The following is a 16,183-nucleotide window of genomic DNA, read 5'->3' as shown; positions in this document are numbered from 1 at the left end:
GGTGCAGGGCGGGCAACTGGTTACTTCGCTGCGGGCAAGAATACCATTTGTGAAGGGCTGCCCACCGGAGTATAGCCTTCTACAAAACTGAGTTTGCCGCTGAGCTTGTCTACGCTAAAGCGTGTGACGTTATCGCTGCGCTGGTTCATGGCGTACAGATAACGGCCACTCGGATCCAGGGTGATAGTGCGTGGGTAATCACCCCGCGTCCAGGTCTCCGCGATCGGTTTCAGTTCGCCCTCGCCGCTAACGCTGAACTGCGCAATGCTGTTGTGCAGGCGGTTGGTCACATACAGGTTGTTACCATCCGCTGACAGGGCCATGCCGGCGGCAAAGCTGGTGCCCTTATAGTCGGCAGGCAGCGTTGACACAGCATGCAGTTGTTGCAGCGTCCCTTGCTGGCTATCGAAGCGGTAGCTGGTAAGTGTAGATGCTTCTTCGTTGATTAGTAGGACAATTTTTCCATTGGGATGGAAGATAAAGTGGCGCGGACCCGCTCCGGCTGAAGAGGCGGCGATCCAGGCAGGATCGTTCGGCGTCAACTTGCCGCTTGCGGCATCGAACCGCCACTGATAGATACGATCCAACCCCAGATCGGTGGAAAACACAAACTTGCCGCTCGGATCGCTGGCAATCATATGCGCATGCGGACCATTGTGATCGCTGATGGCAAAGCTGCCTTCTACTGCGGCGGCTGGTTTGGCCGCGCCCGCTGGGCCTGCATCTTGCTGTACAGAACTGGCAGGCCCCAGCTTGCCTTCACCGTAAACCGGGAACGCCGCAACGCTGCCGCTGACATAGTTAGCCACCAGCAGATGACGGCCATCCGGTGTCAGAGACAGGTAAACCGGCCCGGCCCCCTGTGAATCGACCTGATTAAGTTCGGTCAGGCTGCCGTCCTGCGGGTTGACGCGATAGGCGACAATACCGCCGTGCCGGGTGCCATTAAAATCGGCTACCTCGCTGGCAACGTACAGCGTCTGCCCTTTGGCATCGCTGACCAGTTGAGCCGGATTCGGCAGGCTGCTGACCAGCGTTTTGCCGCTCAGCGCACCGGTTTTCGCATCCACCTGCATGCGGTAAACGCCCTCACCGTTCGGATTGTAGGTACCTATATAGGCAAAATGAGACGACGTAGGTTTCATTGCATCCTCAGCATGTAACGCCGGGCTGGCGATAGCCAACAACGCCAGAGACAGCGCGCTCCACAGCGGAGCGATGGGTAAACTCGATGCCTGCCAGTTTCGCATAGTTATCCTTTTAACCGAAAGATAGAGGTGACAAGATGCCCCTCACCCTAACCCTCTCCCACAGGGAGAGGGGACCGAACGTGCCACATCTTAACGTCTCAAAACGGGCGCAGCATGCAACGCCCCTACTCCGTACCAGCTCCCTCTCTCTTTGGGAGAGGGTTGGGGTGAGGGGAAGCCGGACTTACCCCACCAGCCGCTTGGTGATCTCCAACAGCGTTTTGACGTCTTGCGGACGCGTGTTGCCGCTGGCGGAATCAATGATGGAGCTGTAGATATGCGGGATCACCTGCTTCACGCCCGCTTTCAGGGCAATCTCCAGGATCGGCTCGAAGTTTTCCAGATCGATGCCGCCGGTCGGCTCCAGCATGAAGTCATGCTCGGCACAAGCTTTCGCCACGTACTCGTATTCGTCTTGATGCTTGAGGCCGCCCATCGGGAAATACTTAATCGAGCTGCCGCCCATATCTTTCAGCAAAGCAATAGCGGTTTCGACCGGCACGATGCCATCTGGCGCTTGAGCGCTCAGTGGCCCGGTGGAAATCTTCACCCAGCCCACCCGGCCAGTTGGTGACACCAACCCGTTGACCACAGTTTCGTTTTGCTTCAGCAGTGCACGGCTGGCACCGACACCTGTGAAGACCTGGTTCACGTGCTGCGGTTGGACACGCTCGGAGATCAGGCTGACCATATTCGACTGTCGTGGATCGCCCGCTCCCAGACCAACGGAGAGCGCGTTCTCGATCAGACGCGCGTAACGCGCCATATCCGTGATGGCACTCTCCACATCAGGATAATTTTTGGAAAGAACGCCCACCAGCACGTGCCCCTGCGCCGCATCATAGATTTCCTGCGCGTTGGCTTTTGAGCCAGCCAGCACGTTGAGGCAGACACGATCCTGGTAGTAATTAGGCTTCAGCTTCATGCTTGGGTCTCCGTAAACAGATTTTTAATACAGGTAAACACGGTCATCAGTTGCTGTTCATTCACGCTGCGCACATCCACTTCAATTTTGCCTTCGTTGGCCTTGTAGCCACGGAAGTAGATGGCGATATCACCGGTTTTCAGCCGTTGCACGATATCGACGGTCGACATCCCCAGTACCGCTTCATCAAAGGTGATTTCAACCCGGGCAATATCGCGCCCTGCGCTGTCCCAGACGGTTTTGGCGCTGATGCCATTCAGGGTATTCAGTTGGCTGATAAACGGCGTCATGCGCTCTACCATTTGCGCACCGGTGGTTTTCTCTGAGGTCAGGTAACTTTCAATTGCCTGCGTCAGGCCGAGGATGCCCTCTTTCCCCACCTTCATCGCCCGGCCAATACCGCCGGACTGAAGTTTTACCCATTCCACGTACTGCTTCTTGCCGATCACCAGCCCGCTGGTTGGCCCTTCGATGGCCTTGGCACCGCTGTAGATCACCAGATCGGCTCCCATCTGGTAGTAACACACCAGATCTTCTTCGGCGGCGGCATCGACGATCAGCGGCAGGTTATGCTTACGTGCCACCACGGCTGCTTGCTCAACGGAGAGAATGCTTTTCTGCACACAGTGGTGAGATTTGATGTACAGGATGGCGGCCGTCTGCGGAGTAATGCAGGCTTCAAGCTGCTCAGGGGAACATTCGTTGGCATAACCCGCTTCGACCACTTTGCCGCCACCTAGGGCGACCATGGTATCCACCGGAGCGCCAAAGTTGACGTTGTGGCCACGCGGCAACACGATCTCGCGGGGTTCATTCACCGCTGCCGAGTGCAGGTTAACCAACAGATTGGCGTTGTCCTTGACGATCACCGCCGCCACCGACTGGGCGATACCGGCAGACGCGCAGGAAACGATCACCGCATCTTCCACATTCAGCAAACCGGCAATATAGGCCCCGGTTTTGTTGACCAGATCCTTGATTTCAAAGTAGTGATTCAGGCCGTAATCCACCGCATCAATCACCTCCTGACGTGGCGTGGAAACGCCGAGAATGGTCATGCGACCGGAAGTGTTGATCACCTGCTTTAAATTATATTTTTCATACACTGAAGACATGAGCGGCTTTTCCTTGATCGGTTAATAGGACTTCCCCGGCCACCACGGCAGCCAGCGGCACCAACAGTTGTTCGCCATTGACGGACTCCCCTTCGGAGTCGGCAAATACCTGCGGCCGTTGGCAGAGATCAAAAATGGTCAGGTCGGCATCGAAGCCGGGTTTCAACTGCCCCTTGGTGGTCAGACGCAGCGCCGCAGCAGCATTTTCCGTTACGCAGCCAATGACCTGCGCCAGAGACAGCCCGACGGTAAAGAATTTGGACATTACCGTCGCCAGGCTATGCACCGGGCCAGCCAGGCGGTTGCGGCAGTAGATATCGGAACTGATGGTGTGCGGGAAGATCCCCAGCGCGATGGCCTGCCGGGCAACCTCAAAGCTGAAGCTGGCCGAACCGTGGCCCACATCGAGCAGCACGCCGCGTTTTAACGCACGTTGGATAGACTCGCGCAGCGTACCGGCAGGGGTCAGAATACGATTCGGTTTGCCGTTGTAGCAGTGGGTAATGATGTCACCCTGGGTCAGCAGATCGGCGATTTCGTCCAGATCCGGCGGGTTATTGCCGATATGCACCATCAGCGGCAACTGCTGGTTTTCCTGCTGGATCTCTTTGGCCAATACCAACGGCCTGGTGCCGTTCTGGCCGACCACGCTGCTGCTCATACGCGCCTTGATGCCGATGATGAATCCCGGTTTGCCGTCGATGGCCTGCTTGACCCGTTGTTTGTTGATATCCGCCATATCGGCCAGCTCATTCTGCCTTAACAGACCGATGCGCGAGATATTGAGGAAGGCAAAAACGTTGGTTTTGGCACTGCGCGTCAAAGCATAGAATTCATCAATGTCGTCGGTGCCGGTGCTGCCTGCGTCGACCACCGAGGTGACGCCGCTGCTGACACCCACCAGATCCGGGTCGTCGTGATAAATCGGTGAAGAGGGATAACAGTGTACGTGGGAGTCGATCCAGCCAGCGCTCAGGCGGTAGTTCCCCGCCAGATCCAGTTGCTTGTGGGCGCTGGCATCTGCCGCCAACTGCCCGACGACGGCAATTTTGCCCGCCTCGATAGCCACATCGGCCAGGGTGTCATCCACCAGTCTGGCACGCCGGATGATTAGGTCATACATACTTCGCTACTCCTTGCCAAACCCCGGGTGATTAACCCAGGGCCTGGCATCTTGATTAAGAAATGGCTACCGGGAAGAATGCCCCCAAGATCATCGCCCCCAGGATCGCACCACCGGTAATTGGCTTGCCCCAGACATAGAACAGCAGCGCACCCAGCAGGGAACCCAGACCGATCGGAATCGAAGCGGCCATGGCAGACAGGATGATCAACGGCCCGAGGAAACGCCCTGAGGAGTTACCCGCCCCCATCATCACATCCGCCCCGTAGGTGGAATTGCTCTGGTTGATGGTGAATTTACGCGCCAGAATAATCAGATAACCAATCGCCAGACCAATGACCAGGCCCGTGGCTAACGAGGCGGCAAAGTTGGCAACCGGGAAAACAATCCCCGCACCCAGCAGCAACGCTGGAACACCCAGGCCAACCCCGGTCTGGATCGCCCCGCCAATATCCAGGATCCCTACTAGAGAACCTTCGATAATACGGGCGAACAGGAAGCTGGCACCAAACGCCGCCACTGCACCGTAAACCCCGGTGTCCATCCCGGCACGCAGCATGGAAACGAAAGCGACTTCGTTAAATGCGCCAATGCCATACAGGTAATACATGTGTGTCCCGGCGAACACGCCGGACGAGAGCAGGCCAACAAAAATCGGGAACGACCAGTCGGCATACCAGAAGCCTTTATCTGCTTGTGCTTCCATCATTCAGCTCCTTATTTTCCGCTCAGGGTGTTATGAATGGCATCCAGCCAGCCAGGCACGCCCAGGCTGAAGGATTCGAGAACTTTCATATCAAAGCCGCGGAAGAAGCCGCTCAACACGAACAGCAGCACAATCGCCACCATCATGATCTTGGTGACTTTGTTCCAGCCGCTCTCTTCAACGCCCTTGCCAATCAGGATCCCCAGAACCAGACCCGGCACGGCGTTACCCATGATCAGCTGCGCCAGACCACCGAAGATGGTGCCCCAGAAGCCAGAGCGTTTGCCCGCTTCGATCGCCGCCAGCCAGAAGATCACCGGCATCACGGTGTTCACCAACAGGTTGGCTGCTGGAACCAACACTTTGATCGCCGTAACCTGCAAGGCCGCAGGTACTGCCGAAGCGGTGGTGTTAAGGAAGGCAACGACCAAAATGCCGATGATGCCGCAAGCGATGGCCATCTTTTTGGGATCGTGCATCGTTTCCGCGACGTTGCGGTTTTTGATCATCAAGGCTGCCGCACCCCAGTTTGGGATGATGCGATGGTCAACGTCCTGCGTGAAGGCCCCCGCCGCCACAGAAGACGCCCAGGCGTTGAAGAAGAAGCCCAGACCAAATGAGAAATGTGAAGCCGGATCGCCTTCGCAGGAGTTCAGCTCGCCCAAGGTACGGAACGCACCCATGCCCTGTGTCGTCGGTGCATGGAACATACGTGCAGCGCCAGCCCCTACACCGACGCCAACCAGCCCGCCGATAATAATCGACTTAAATAAGATGATTAAAAACATCAGAATATCCTTCTTATGTCATGCCCAGTGGATCCCAAGACGCAGCCATAGCGCTGTGGCTTGAAACACGACGGATATAACGTTTTTATTTCTGGGTGAAGACCACCTTTTCGGTATTGATGATCGTCACGTTCACGGTTATTTCCAAGGAAACGGCAAAGCTTTTTCTTTCGCGTGGCAGGAAGAAGAAAAGAAATTTTTCTTTGGTGGTTCTCTCTTCCGCCTTTAATATTTTGACGTCCTGCGGTTCGATACGCAGCAGAACATTATTGGTGGATTTTAAAATCACGCCCTGCACATTAGCTAATGCACCGGCAAAGGCTTTAGCTTTAGTATCGCCTTTGCCCTCCACGTTAACCGAGGTGGTATAAGTCTCTTTCATCAAGGATTGCCGTATTTTTTGACATACGCTTCCACTAGCCGCTGGCCTAATTCTTCTTTATCCATAAAGCCAAAGCCTAATACCGTGCAGCCTTCGTTAATTGCCGTTACGCCTTCTTCGATAGAACGCATACCATATCTGGATTTATAACCATATTTGGTTTGCGCAGTAATAGCACCGGCACCGCCGCTGCCACAGAAGGAAATGCCCAGTTGTGCATTCTCTGCCTTCATCACATCGCCCAGCTTCATGTCTGCCGCCATGCCAGGGATGACAATCGCCTTGGCACCCGCATTTTCAATACCTTGCCCTACTTTCTGGCCTTTACCCAGCCGATCGCCGATCACTACGGTTATTTGTCCCATGGGTTCTTCTCCTGAATAATTGTAATAGATTTAACGCTATTGGTTGTTATCTTTAGCCACTTCAAAATGGACCGAAAGCAGATAGGCCTCTTCAATCGGTAGCGTGGCAAACTTATTTACCACTCGCTCTGCCAGTTGCATCGAGCCGGCAGAAATTTCATCAAACAGTGATTTATCCACTTCCGGCAAGGGCTCACCTGTTATTGAGCGCAACACCATTGCGCGGATATGGGACTCCAACATTTGTTGTTGTACCGCATTGGTGTAGATATTCTCTTCACCCAACATGGTAGTAATATCGGCCAGCAGTTGCGTGGTTATCGCTGCGGCCTCATCGATATCAGCCTGTGCCAGGTTACTTACCGAAGCTGTTCCGTCATTCACTTTGCAGTCACCTCTGGATCGGACATTAATCTGTCGCCGTATAATCCGCTTTCTTTGATGCCTTTACCCTAACCCCAGGGGCATTGCTTGTGTAGCGCGTTTTTTTCCAGTTCGAACTGGAAATTAAGTGACGCTGGGGGATCCATTTCGCAAAACCCGGCTTTTTTCGCTAAGACAATGAGATTGCAAAAAGAGTTTGCAACGCAAAGTTGCCAGTTAGCGTCGCGACGCAAAAAACTTCGTGATCGAGATCTCTTTCTTTTCCCGCCCTAACAGCCTACTATCATTAGGACAAACCGACATTCTTTCACACCCCCGCTCCCAACGGTGCGGGGGTGTTGCTTTTGTGTTGTTTTCCGAATTTATGGCGCAGAAAGGGCGCCCTTTGATTGGACTGGAGAGTGGAATGACCAAACCAACCATTACCATTAATGAGCTGGATGCGGAACGCCTGGATGCGCTACTGGCACAGCCAGCCTTTGCCAATACTGACGTCGCCGCCGCGCTGAACGCCGAACTGGATCGCGCTGACATTGTGCCGCCATCGCAGATCCCTGCACACGTCGTCACCATGAACAGCCGCGTACGCTTTCGCGATCTGCATACTTCAGAAGAACATGTGCGCACGCTGGTTTACCCTGCCTCGCTCAAAGACAGCGCTGAACAGCTGTCGGTGATGGCACCTCTGGGTGCGGCACTGCTGGGCATGCATGTGGGTAACCAGATCAGCTGGAAGTTACCTAACGGCGAAGAAGCGCGGATTGAAGTGCTGGAATTGCTGTATCAACCTGAAGCAGCGGGCGAGTATCACCGCTAAGCCAGGTTTCCGGGCGGCCATTCAGCCGCCCTTTTTGTGCCTTTACAGGCATATCGCGATCAGTACCCCCAGCAACAGTACTATATAAATTCTGGCATGCAGCCTGTCATCAATGCCGGGCAATACCCGTTTGGCAAAGACGATCCCCGTAATACCCGCCACCAGCAACACCCCCAGAATCAGCAGGTTCACATAACCAAAATATTCCGGCCCACTGACCTTGCCCGCACCGAGGTAGCTATACAAGACGGTTGCCACCACCGCGACCGGGATCGATAACGGATTGGCCGCGCTGACGCAGTGCTTCATCTCATAGCCTTGGCGACGTAACAGCGGAACGGTCATTACGCTGCCGCCGACTCCCAACATGGCGGCGATCACGCCAATGATTGGCCCACCGACGGCTACCGTGGCCGGAGATAACGCCGTTCTGGCTGGTTTGGTCAGAAATCCTTTACGCAGCAGACAATCGGCAATGGTCACCACCATATAGAGGATAAACAGCCCGCGAATGACGGAGTCGGTCAGTTGCGTGGCGGCAAAGGCACCGATAACCGCCCCCACCGCGATAAAATAGATCAGCGGATCGATAGTTTCCCGCAGGATATTGCCGCTGCGCCACTGGTCACGCTGGCATAGCTGGCGTTCAAAATCATGACCGCCGCCGAGGTTGCCACGGCAATGTGCATCGCCTGATCCGCGTGGTCACCCGAGGAGGAAACCACATGATAGACGAAGGGCACCACCACAAAACCGCCGCCAAAACCAAAAACAAGGGTGGTTATTCCGGTCAAAAAGCCGGTAAACAGCACCAGTAAAATAACAGTCATCGCCCTGCCACTCCGTAAGATCGTTTGCCAATGGGCAGGATAAGCGACTAGGCAATGGCCTGCATGCTATCATTGGCCATCTATCATCGCGTTTCGGCCAATATGATAAGGCAGGCTATGCGCAATACTTCCATTAGCTCCCTCGATCACACGCCAAGAGCGGTGATTGCCATAGGTACCGACTATCCACCGGACTATCTGCTGCCCTTACATAGCCATCGACGCGCACAGTTGCTGTATGGTGCCACTGGTGTGATGCAGGTTTTTACCCGGCAGGGAAATTGGGTGGTACCACCACAGCGTGCCGTATGGATACCGCCGCAGGTCGCCCACGAAGTCAGGATGATGGGAGTGAGCACTCGCAGTCTATACATCGAACCGGATGCACTGATCGCGCCAATCGCCGAGGTTTGTCAGGTGGTCAGCATCAGCCCGCTGATGCGTCAGTTGCTGATCGCCGCCGTTGATATGCCGTTGCTCTATCGGCAGGAAGAGCGGGATGGTGCCTTGGTGGCGCTGCTACTGCATGAGCTAGCCCAGATGCAGACATTACCGCTGCATATCCCACTGCCGGAAGATCCTCGGCTAAGTGCCTTGTGTCAGGCTTTTCTACGCCAGCCAGACGCCCACGCACCACCAGGGCATTGGGCCGACGGCCTGTTTATGAGCCTGCGTACCTTTAGCCGCTTTTTCCGCCAGCAGACCGGGATGTCATTTTCACAATGGCGTCAGCGCGCCTGTGTGGTACTGGCGCTGGCGCGTTTGGCCGCAGGTAACAGCGTTACCCAAGTGGCGATTGAATTGGGCTATGAGAGCAGTGCGGCTTTTTCGGCGATGTTTCGACGGGTGTTGGGGTTACCGCCGTCTTCCTATCTGAATTGATCCCTATGATCGCCTTCGACGATCATAGGGAATAGCGTGGCGTTTAGCGGAATTTCTTGTGGTTGGCATCGCGGGTTTGCTTGAAGTCCTGCGCGACCTTACGCGCTTCCTCCAATTTCCCCTGATTCGCCAACGCCAGCGACTGATCGATCTGTCCAATCAGCGTCGCCAGCCCTTGACGAAATTCCGTCATCTCCGGGCCGTTTGGCGCTTTGCTTTCCAACTTCGGCGGCGTGCCTTTCTGGGCATCCGTGGCAGCAGCGCGCATATTTTGCAGGCTCTGCTTGAAGGTATCGGTGGAGTCGGTTTTCAGTACGATTTTGTAGTTGGCGGCCAGGGTATCCATGTCATCGGCCAGATCGGCCGCCATCGCCCATGAACTGGCTCCCAGCAGCGTCAGTGCTGCCAACACTTTCAATGTCTTCTTCATGCTCACCTTCCCATTATTGTTTTAATTAACTCGTTATTAACATAGGCATAGAACGGCAAAACCGATACTTAATATTTGTAAGGAAGGTTGAAGTGAGCCCCTCACCCTAACCCTCTCCCAAAGGGCGAGGGGACCGATCGAGTTCGCTAAAACTCCCCGTACTTCCCGAAGCAGCACAGGCTAATCCACGATGCCGGACAGCTCCCTCTCCTTTTGGGAGAGGGTTGGGGTGAGGGGAATGAGATGGGTTGGGATTTACTGCCCGGCGATCTTCATTTCCGGCAGCAGCACGGAACCGCACTGGATATTGCTGCGCAGTTCGATATCGCTGCCGATGCTGACGATATTACGCAGCATATCTTTCAGGTTACCGGCAATGGTGATCTCGCTCACCGGATACTGGATCTCGCCGTTTTCCACCCAGAAGCCTGAAGCCCCGCGTGAGTAATCGCCGGTAATACCGCTGACACCCTGCCCCATCAGCTCGGTGACCACCAAACCGGTGCCCAGTTGCTTGAGCATACCGGCAAAGTTATCGCCCTGGCCGGCAATGCGCCAGTTGTGGATGCCACCAGCGTGACCGGTGCTGTGCAGCCCCAGCTTGCGTGCGGCATAGCTGGTCAGCAGCCAGGTTTCCAGCACGCCGTCTTTGACGATGTCGCGGCGCTGGGTACGTACGCCTTCGCTGTCGAACGGCGTAGACGCCAACCCTTTCAGCAAGTGCGGATGTTCTTCAATGGTCATCCACTCCGGCAGGATCTGTTTACCCAACGAATCCAGCAGGTAGGTGGACTTGCGATAAACGCTGCTACCGCTGATAGCACCGACCAGGTGGCCAAACAGACCGGTTGCCACTTCCGAAGCGAACAGCACCGGGGCCTTCATGGTCGACAGCTTACGTGGGGAGAGACGCGCCAGCGTGCGGCGGGCACATTCCTGGCCGACCCACTCAGGGCTGGCCATATCGCCCATCGCACGGCCAATGGTGTAGGCGTAATCCCGCTCCATATCGCCATCATGCTCGGCGATCACACAGCTGGAGAGCGAATGGCGGCTGGAGCAGTAGCTTTGCAGCATGCCATGGCTGTTGCCGAATACCTTGATGCCGTAATGGCTGTTGAAACTGCCGCCTTCGGTATTGGTAATACGCTTGTCCGCCGCCAGCGAAGCCTGCTCGGCACGGGCAGCCAATTCGATACCGCGTTCGGCATCCAGCTCGGTAGGATGGAACAGGTCGAGATCCGGCGCATCAAACGCCAGCAGATCTTTTTCTGCCGGACCAGCGTGAGGATCGGGCGAAGTATAGCGAGCGATATCCAGTGCCGCCTGCACGGTGCGAGCAATGGCATCCGGATTCAGATCGGTGGAAGAGGCACTGCCTTTGCGGTTTTGATAATAGACGGTAATGCCCAACGCGCCGTCGCTGTTGAACTCGACGTTCTCCACTTCGCCGAAGCGGGTGCTGACGCTGATACCGGTGGTTTTGCTCACGGCAACTTCTGCCGCATCGGAACCGGCGCGTGCCAGCTCCAGCGCCTGTGAAACGGCTTGTTCCAGCGCTTTGCGCTGCTCTGCAACTTGGGTGACTACTTTCATCAATCTGCCATACTTAATCAGAGAATCGTTGAAAAAAGTGCCGTGTCGGCATGGTTTTGCGCGTGATAACGCGCCAAAATAATTTCGGCTGTACCCGCTGGCCACAGCCTGATCTACTTTTGAGTCTAACAGGAACCGCGTGGAATTTCGCATAAAGCCGGCAACCTGTTAGGATTAGCCTCTTTTTAACGGAGCCTACCATGAACAAACAGCCTGAAGACTGGCTCGACGATGTCCCGGAGAACGAAAACGAGGACGATGACGAGATTATCTGGGTCAGTAAAAGTGAAATCAAACGTGATGCCGAAGCGCTGAAAGACCTGGGAACCGAACTGGTTGAACTGGGTAAAAACGCCTTGGAACGTATCCCATTGGATGAAGATCTGCGTGCCGCCATCGAGCTGGCGCAGAAGATCAAGAAAGAAGGCCGCCGCCGCCAGATCCAGTTGATCGGCAAAATGCTGCGCGCTCGTGATGTCGAACCGATCCAGACCGCACTCGACAAGCTGAAGAACCGCCATAACCAACAGGTTTCGCTGTTCCACAAGCTGGAAGCGCTGCGCGATCGTCTGGTGGCAGAAGGTGATGACGCGATCCCGTCCGTGCTGGATCTGTATCCAGAGGCCGATCGCCAGCAGTTGCGCGCCCTGATCCGTAACGCGCAGAAAGAGCAGGCCGCTAACAAGCCGCCAAAATCATTCCGCCAAATCTTCCAGTACCTGCGCGATCTGGCCGAGGCGCAACAGTAAACGCCTGCGGCATCAGCGCGGGTGAACCGCTGCCATGCCGCTCGTTTCACGGATATTGAACCGCAGGTTGCCCTCCAGCTCTTCCTCCGCTTCTTCAAACAGCAGAATGATGGCACCAAAGCGGCGTTTGCTGCGGGCGTTGAGATTGAGAAATTCAATCTCGACCGGTAGGCTGATGTCGCCGGTCACAACGTCCCACAGCGCGTCCAGGTTGGCGCCAAATTCTTCACCCAGTGCGAACCGTTCGGCAAAATGGCGATAGAACGCGGGAATGTCTGGTATCTGGTTAAAATCGAACTCTACTTTTCCCATCGGCTCACTCCATCCGCATGAAGTTCTTATAATGGTCGTGCGTGACATAAATCAGACCGTCACTGGAATACAACAGCCGATCAGCACCGCGTCGGCCACATCGGTAGTTGATATCCGCTTCACGCCATACCCGGTTGTTGGCGGTTGGTAACTGCCCTTCACGGTTGGAAAAACGATCGCCACCAATGGCCTTGCCCGGCAATACCTTGCACAGGTTACCGTCGCTCGCATCCCAACCCTGCTCGCGTGCCTGTTTTTTGGTGATGTAGTAGTCAGGAAGCCGCTGATGCTGCTGCACATAGCTGACCACCCTCTTCTGCTCCGTCAGTTGTTCAATGCTGGTGCTTTCTGCCGTCGGGGTCGACACGTTGGTAATCGCCCGATCGCCCTCCCCATGCAGCGCACTGAAACCTGCCACCACCAAAGCAATCAACATCGCGATAAGCGTACGTTTATTCATACCGTCCCTGCATCTATAGCAAAAATTAATGAATCAAAGATGACCAAGATGTAACCATTTCTCTTGCAGAGGGGGCACTGATACGCCCCCAGAGGGCATTTTAGCCCCCGAAGCCGGGGGGCGTAAACCATGCTCAGTATAGACCTTGACGGGAAGCTGAAGATATCAATCAATCAGCGCATGACGGTAGCGGTGCAGCATATCTGCCAGGCGTTTTACCGGCCCGGTGACGCTAAGCGGAGCGAAGTTGTCCACCAACTTTTGCTGATATTCATTCATCTCTTTGAGTAGACGATCGTAGTAATAAGCCCGCTTCACATCACTCTTGGCGGTCACTACGTGGTCGGCGGTGCTGCGGATCTGCTTGTGGAACACCGAAAGCTCTTCCCGCTCCGGGATCTCGGTCATCTGCATCCGCTGGTGGGCAATGATCAGGTTAAGCGCCAGACGATATTTGGCAATGTCGTTCGGGAACATCATCAGCAGTTGGTTCAGGCGCTGATACAGCGCAGGTAGATGGTTCTCCTTACGGCGTGCCGCCTTGGTGGTCAAGGCTGAAACGGCACTGCTGACCAGTTGGTTCATCAACGTCCTGCCAGTGCGTTCGCGTGAAGTATCACGGATCAGGAACAGCACGATCATCGCCACAAAGCAGCCGATAATCTGGCCGATGGCACTATCGATAAACGACGAGACATGGAAGGTCATCGGGTTACTCAACACGATGATGTTAATGGTACTTGCCAGAGTGCCCAGCGATCCCAAACGGCGTTTCTGCACTTCGATGCCGATGACAAAGGACATGATACCCAGGCTCAGACACAGCAAGAACATGCTTTGCTGGGTTTCCGGCAGGATAAACATATAAAACAATGCGCCCAGCGGCAACGCCACCAGCACACCCAGCAGGAAATCGAGCGCCATCATTTTCGGATTTGGCGTACGCATCGCCAGCGCGGTGACTACGGCGATCATCACCATACAGCCGCTACCGGACGTCCAGCCGGTCCACAGCCAGAACAGGCAGCCGATTGAGGTCGCCGCCCAGGCTCGCAGCCCGTTAATCAGCGCGTGGTGGCCTTCCGCCGATGGCCTTTTTACCACCACCTCGCCGGCCAGTATTTCGTTTTCTATCGCATTGATACCGCTGTTGGTATGCACGCCTTTTGCCACCAGCAGATAGCGCGTTGCCGCCCCGACCCAACCGGTGATGGTTGGCAGGTGTTCATCGCTACGGTTGGTCGCCAGCACCTGGCGCACCAGCTTCAGGCGTTTATGGACTTCCTGCGCGGTTTCCGCTGGCACCATCAGCAGTTCACGGATATTTTCCTTCACCGCATCCGGGTGATTAAGCAATATCAGGTAGGTTTCACAAGCCTGGGTGATCAACGTCAGCGAAAGCGTATGTAGCGCATGCAAACGGCTGTTAACCCGCTGCCAACGCGACGACTCCAACATCAGATTGCTGCGCATCCCGTTGATGGCGGTGGTGCTTTTGACCAGATCGCTCCAGGCGCGGTCGATATCCTCTTTGCTGGCGTCGCTAATACACATCTGCATCAGCTTGTACTGCCCCACCAGCAACTGATCCACCGCGCGATCGATATCCTGTTTGATCGAACGTGGGGAGAACAGCAGGTCGGCCAGTATCGCACTGAGGATACCGAGCACGATCTCGCTACAGCGCTCTACGGCGAACTGTGGTGCGGCCAATAGCGAAGTGGTGGTGGTTGCCGAGGTCACGATGATAATCAGCGCCGTATAGCCCGCCAGCCCCCAGGCGTAGGAGTTTTCGACCTTCACCAGCGAGGAGATCCAGGTGCAGACCCCCAGCCAGACACAGCAAAGCATCAGCATCACTACCGGTGCCCGCGCGCAGGTCACGATAATCAACAAACCGACAAAACAGCCGATGAAGGTGCCGATAATACGTAGCCAGCCACGATAGCGAATGGCACCGGAGAAAGGCTCACCCCCGGCGGCAAAGGCTGGGCCAGCAGCCACAATGGCCGCCGTCAGCACTGACCAGCGCGGGGTTTCCAGATTAAGGTGAAAGCCGACAAACAGCGCGAAGACAATCGCAAAGCTGAGCTTGCAGGCAAACCGTAGCCGCAGAAAGGTTGGGCTGCTCATTAGCCGAACTCACGTAACCGATGCATCAACCGGATAAAGGGCGAGCCGCTGTCGACGTTACGATCGTTCTTGCCGGTAATGACCACGGTCGCAGTGGTCCCTGCCGGGTAAGAGTGTTGCTGATCTTTCTCATCCAGCATGATTTTCACCGGTACGCGCTGTGCCAGACGCACCCACTCCAGGTTACTGTCGATCGACGCCAGCCCCTTGCTGTTGGGGGTGCTGCTGCTGTTATTGACCGCCGCAGCCAGGCTATCAACGGTGCCATGCAGAATGCGGTTACTGCCCAGCGGGGTGATCTCGGCGCGATCGCCTTTGTTCAGTCCTTCCAGCTTGGTCTCTTCCAGATAGGCGATGACGTAGAAACTGTTTTTCTTCACCAACGCCACCGCAGTGGAGCCACGGGTAATAAATTCCCCCGTATGGACGTTGAGGTTGGTGACCCAACCGTCTGCGGGCGCACGTACCGTGGTCCGTTCCAGATCCAGCTGCGCCAGATCGCGCACGGCTATAGCCTTGGCCAACTGATGCTGCACGGTTTGCAATACGTTATTGGATTGGTCGATTTCTTCTTGTGACATAGCCTGGATCCCCAAGCGCACACGGCGGCCCGCTTCACGCTTCTTCTCCGCCGCCAGGGTCTGGTAATAAGCCACATCGGCGTTGGCCTCAGCCAGTGCCTGCTGGTAGCGCGGCTGGTCGATCACCATCAGGATCTGGCCTTGCTTCACCAGTTGGTTGTCGGTGACCGGTACGTAGGTCAGCAAACCGCTGACGTCCGGGGCAATCGCCACCACGTCGGCGGTGAATTTGGCATCACGCGTCCACGGTGACTCGGTGTAAAACGCCCAGGCCTTGAACACGGCGATGGCTGCCAGCAGGACCAGCAGCAAGGTGATCGCGATGCGAAGTATTTTTAATGACAGAGTTTTCACA

The 16,183-nt window shown here is 55.7% G+C and carries 18 protein-coding genes and 1 pseudogene; 3 read left to right on the top strand and 16 right to left on the bottom strand.

Annotated features, from left to right (window positions below; translation table 11 throughout):
• Nucleotides 1–20 precede the first annotated feature (20 nt).
• From U869_RS0101980 to U869_RS0101940, 9 genes are all read right to left on the bottom strand, one after another.
• Nucleotides 21–1,250, bottom strand: a complete 1,230-nt coding sequence (locus U869_RS0101980; protein WP_025122691.1) for a lactonase family protein — start codon at nt 1,248–1,250, stop codon at nt 21–23.
• A 184-nt stretch (nt 1,251–1,434) separates the two neighbouring features.
• Nucleotides 1,435–2,175, bottom strand: coding sequence for a KDGP aldolase family protein (locus U869_RS0101975; protein WP_025122692.1), 741 nt, complete (start codon nt 2,173–2,175; stop codon nt 1,435–1,437).
• Nucleotides 2,172–3,290, bottom strand: a complete 1,119-nt coding sequence (locus U869_RS0101970) for a DgaE family pyridoxal phosphate-dependent ammonia lyase (RefSeq protein WP_025122693.1) — start codon at nt 3,288–3,290, stop codon at nt 2,172–2,174. Before U869_RS0101970 ends, U869_RS0101975 begins: the two co-directional genes overlap by 4 nt.
• Nucleotides 3,274–4,413: an amidohydrolase/deacetylase family metallohydrolase gene (locus tag U869_RS0101965; protein WP_025122694.1), complete on the bottom strand. Its 1,140-nt coding sequence runs from the start codon at nt 4,411–4,413 to the stop codon at nt 3,274–3,276. The genes U869_RS0101970 and U869_RS0101965 overlap by 17 nt, the downstream gene beginning before the upstream one ends.
• Before the next feature lie 55 nt (nt 4,414–4,468).
• Nucleotides 4,469–5,119, bottom strand: coding sequence for a DUF4310 family protein (locus U869_RS0101960; RefSeq protein ID WP_025122695.1), 651 nt, complete (start codon nt 5,117–5,119; stop codon nt 4,469–4,471).
• A gap of 11 nt (nt 5,120–5,130) precedes the next feature.
• Complete coding sequence (locus tag U869_RS0101955) at nt 5,131–5,907, bottom strand: DUF4311 domain-containing protein (RefSeq protein ID WP_021180718.1); 777 nt, start codon at nt 5,905–5,907, stop codon at nt 5,131–5,133.
• A gap of 85 nt (nt 5,908–5,992) precedes the next feature.
• Complete coding sequence (locus U869_RS0101950; RefSeq protein WP_025122696.1) at nt 5,993–6,289, bottom strand: DUF4312 family protein; 297 nt, start codon at nt 6,287–6,289, stop codon at nt 5,993–5,995.
• The gene (locus U869_RS0101945) at nt 6,289–6,654 is read right to left on the bottom strand and encodes a glycine-rich SFCGS family protein (protein ID WP_025122697.1); all 366 of its coding nucleotides are present in this window, start codon (nt 6,652–6,654) and stop codon (nt 6,289–6,291) included. The genes U869_RS0101950 and U869_RS0101945 overlap by 1 nt, the downstream gene beginning before the upstream one ends.
• Before the next feature lie 36 nt (nt 6,655–6,690).
• The gene (locus tag U869_RS0101940; RefSeq protein WP_369795085.1) at nt 6,691–7,008 is read right to left on the bottom strand and encodes a glycine dehydrogenase; all 318 of its coding nucleotides are present in this window, start codon (nt 7,006–7,008) and stop codon (nt 6,691–6,693) included.
• A 436-nt stretch (nt 7,009–7,444) separates the two neighbouring features.
• Here U869_RS0101940 and rnk point away from each other — a divergent pair, with 436 nt between their 5' ends.
• Complete coding sequence (rnk, locus tag U869_RS0101935; protein WP_025122699.1) at nt 7,445–7,855, top strand: nucleoside diphosphate kinase regulator; 411 nt, start codon at nt 7,445–7,447, stop codon at nt 7,853–7,855.
• A gap of 42 nt (nt 7,856–7,897) precedes the next feature.
• Here rnk and U869_RS29130 read toward each other — a convergent pair.
• A pseudogene (locus U869_RS29130) lies at nt 7,898–8,685 on the bottom strand (sulfite exporter TauE/SafE family protein).
• Between the two features lie 117 nt (nt 8,686–8,802).
• Between U869_RS29130 and U869_RS0101925 the strand changes: the two are divergent.
• Nucleotides 8,803–9,567, top strand: coding sequence for a helix-turn-helix domain-containing protein (locus tag U869_RS0101925; RefSeq protein ID WP_025122700.1), 765 nt, complete (start codon nt 8,803–8,805; stop codon nt 9,565–9,567).
• 43 nt (nt 9,568–9,610) lie between these two features.
• Here the strand turns inward: U869_RS0101925 and cybC are convergent, their stop codons facing one another.
• On the bottom strand, nt 9,611–9,997 hold the full coding sequence (gene cybC / locus U869_RS0101920; protein ID WP_025122701.1) for a cytochrome b562: 387 nt from the start codon (nt 9,995–9,997) through the stop codon (nt 9,611–9,613).
• Nucleotides 9,998–10,252: 255 nt separating this feature from the next.
• Nucleotides 10,253–11,593 (bottom strand): metalloprotease PmbA, encoded by a 1,341-nt coding sequence (gene pmbA / locus U869_RS0101915; protein ID WP_025122702.1) that lies wholly within the window; start codon nt 11,591–11,593, stop codon nt 10,253–10,255.
• 200 nt (nt 11,594–11,793) lie between these two features.
• On the opposite strand from pmbA, the gene yjgA reads away from it, so the two are divergent.
• Nucleotides 11,794–12,342, top strand: a complete 549-nt coding sequence (gene yjgA, locus U869_RS0101910) for a ribosome biogenesis factor YjgA (protein ID WP_025122703.1) — start codon at nt 11,794–11,796, stop codon at nt 12,340–12,342.
• A 12-nt stretch (nt 12,343–12,354) separates the two neighbouring features.
• Here yjgA and U869_RS0101905 read toward each other — a convergent pair whose 3' ends face one another.
• From U869_RS0101905 to aaeA, 4 genes are all read right to left on the bottom strand, one after another.
• Nucleotides 12,355–12,654, bottom strand: coding sequence for a barstar family protein (locus tag U869_RS0101905; RefSeq protein ID WP_025122704.1), 300 nt, complete (start codon nt 12,652–12,654; stop codon nt 12,355–12,357).
• Between the two features lie 4 nt (nt 12,655–12,658).
• Nucleotides 12,659–13,114 (bottom strand): ribonuclease, encoded by a 456-nt coding sequence (locus tag U869_RS0101900; protein ID WP_025122705.1) that lies wholly within the window; start codon nt 13,112–13,114, stop codon nt 12,659–12,661.
• A 165-nt stretch (nt 13,115–13,279) separates the two neighbouring features.
• Entirely contained in the window at nt 13,280–15,247 is a 1,968-nt protein-coding gene (gene aaeB / locus U869_RS0101895; RefSeq protein ID WP_025122706.1) for a p-hydroxybenzoic acid efflux pump subunit AaeB, read from the bottom strand.
• On the bottom strand, nt 15,247–16,182 hold the full coding sequence (gene aaeA, locus U869_RS0101890) for a p-hydroxybenzoic acid efflux pump subunit AaeA (RefSeq protein ID WP_025122707.1): 936 nt from the start codon (nt 16,180–16,182) through the stop codon (nt 15,247–15,249). The genes aaeB and aaeA overlap by 1 nt, the downstream gene beginning before the upstream one ends.
• Between the last annotated feature and the right edge of the window lies 1 nt (nt 16,183).

The organism is Serratia sp. H1w, from assembly GCF_000633355.1.
Classification (GTDB): domain Bacteria; phylum Pseudomonadota; class Gammaproteobacteria; order Enterobacterales; family Enterobacteriaceae; genus Chania.
This window is presented reverse-complemented; position numbering and strand designations above follow the sequence as displayed.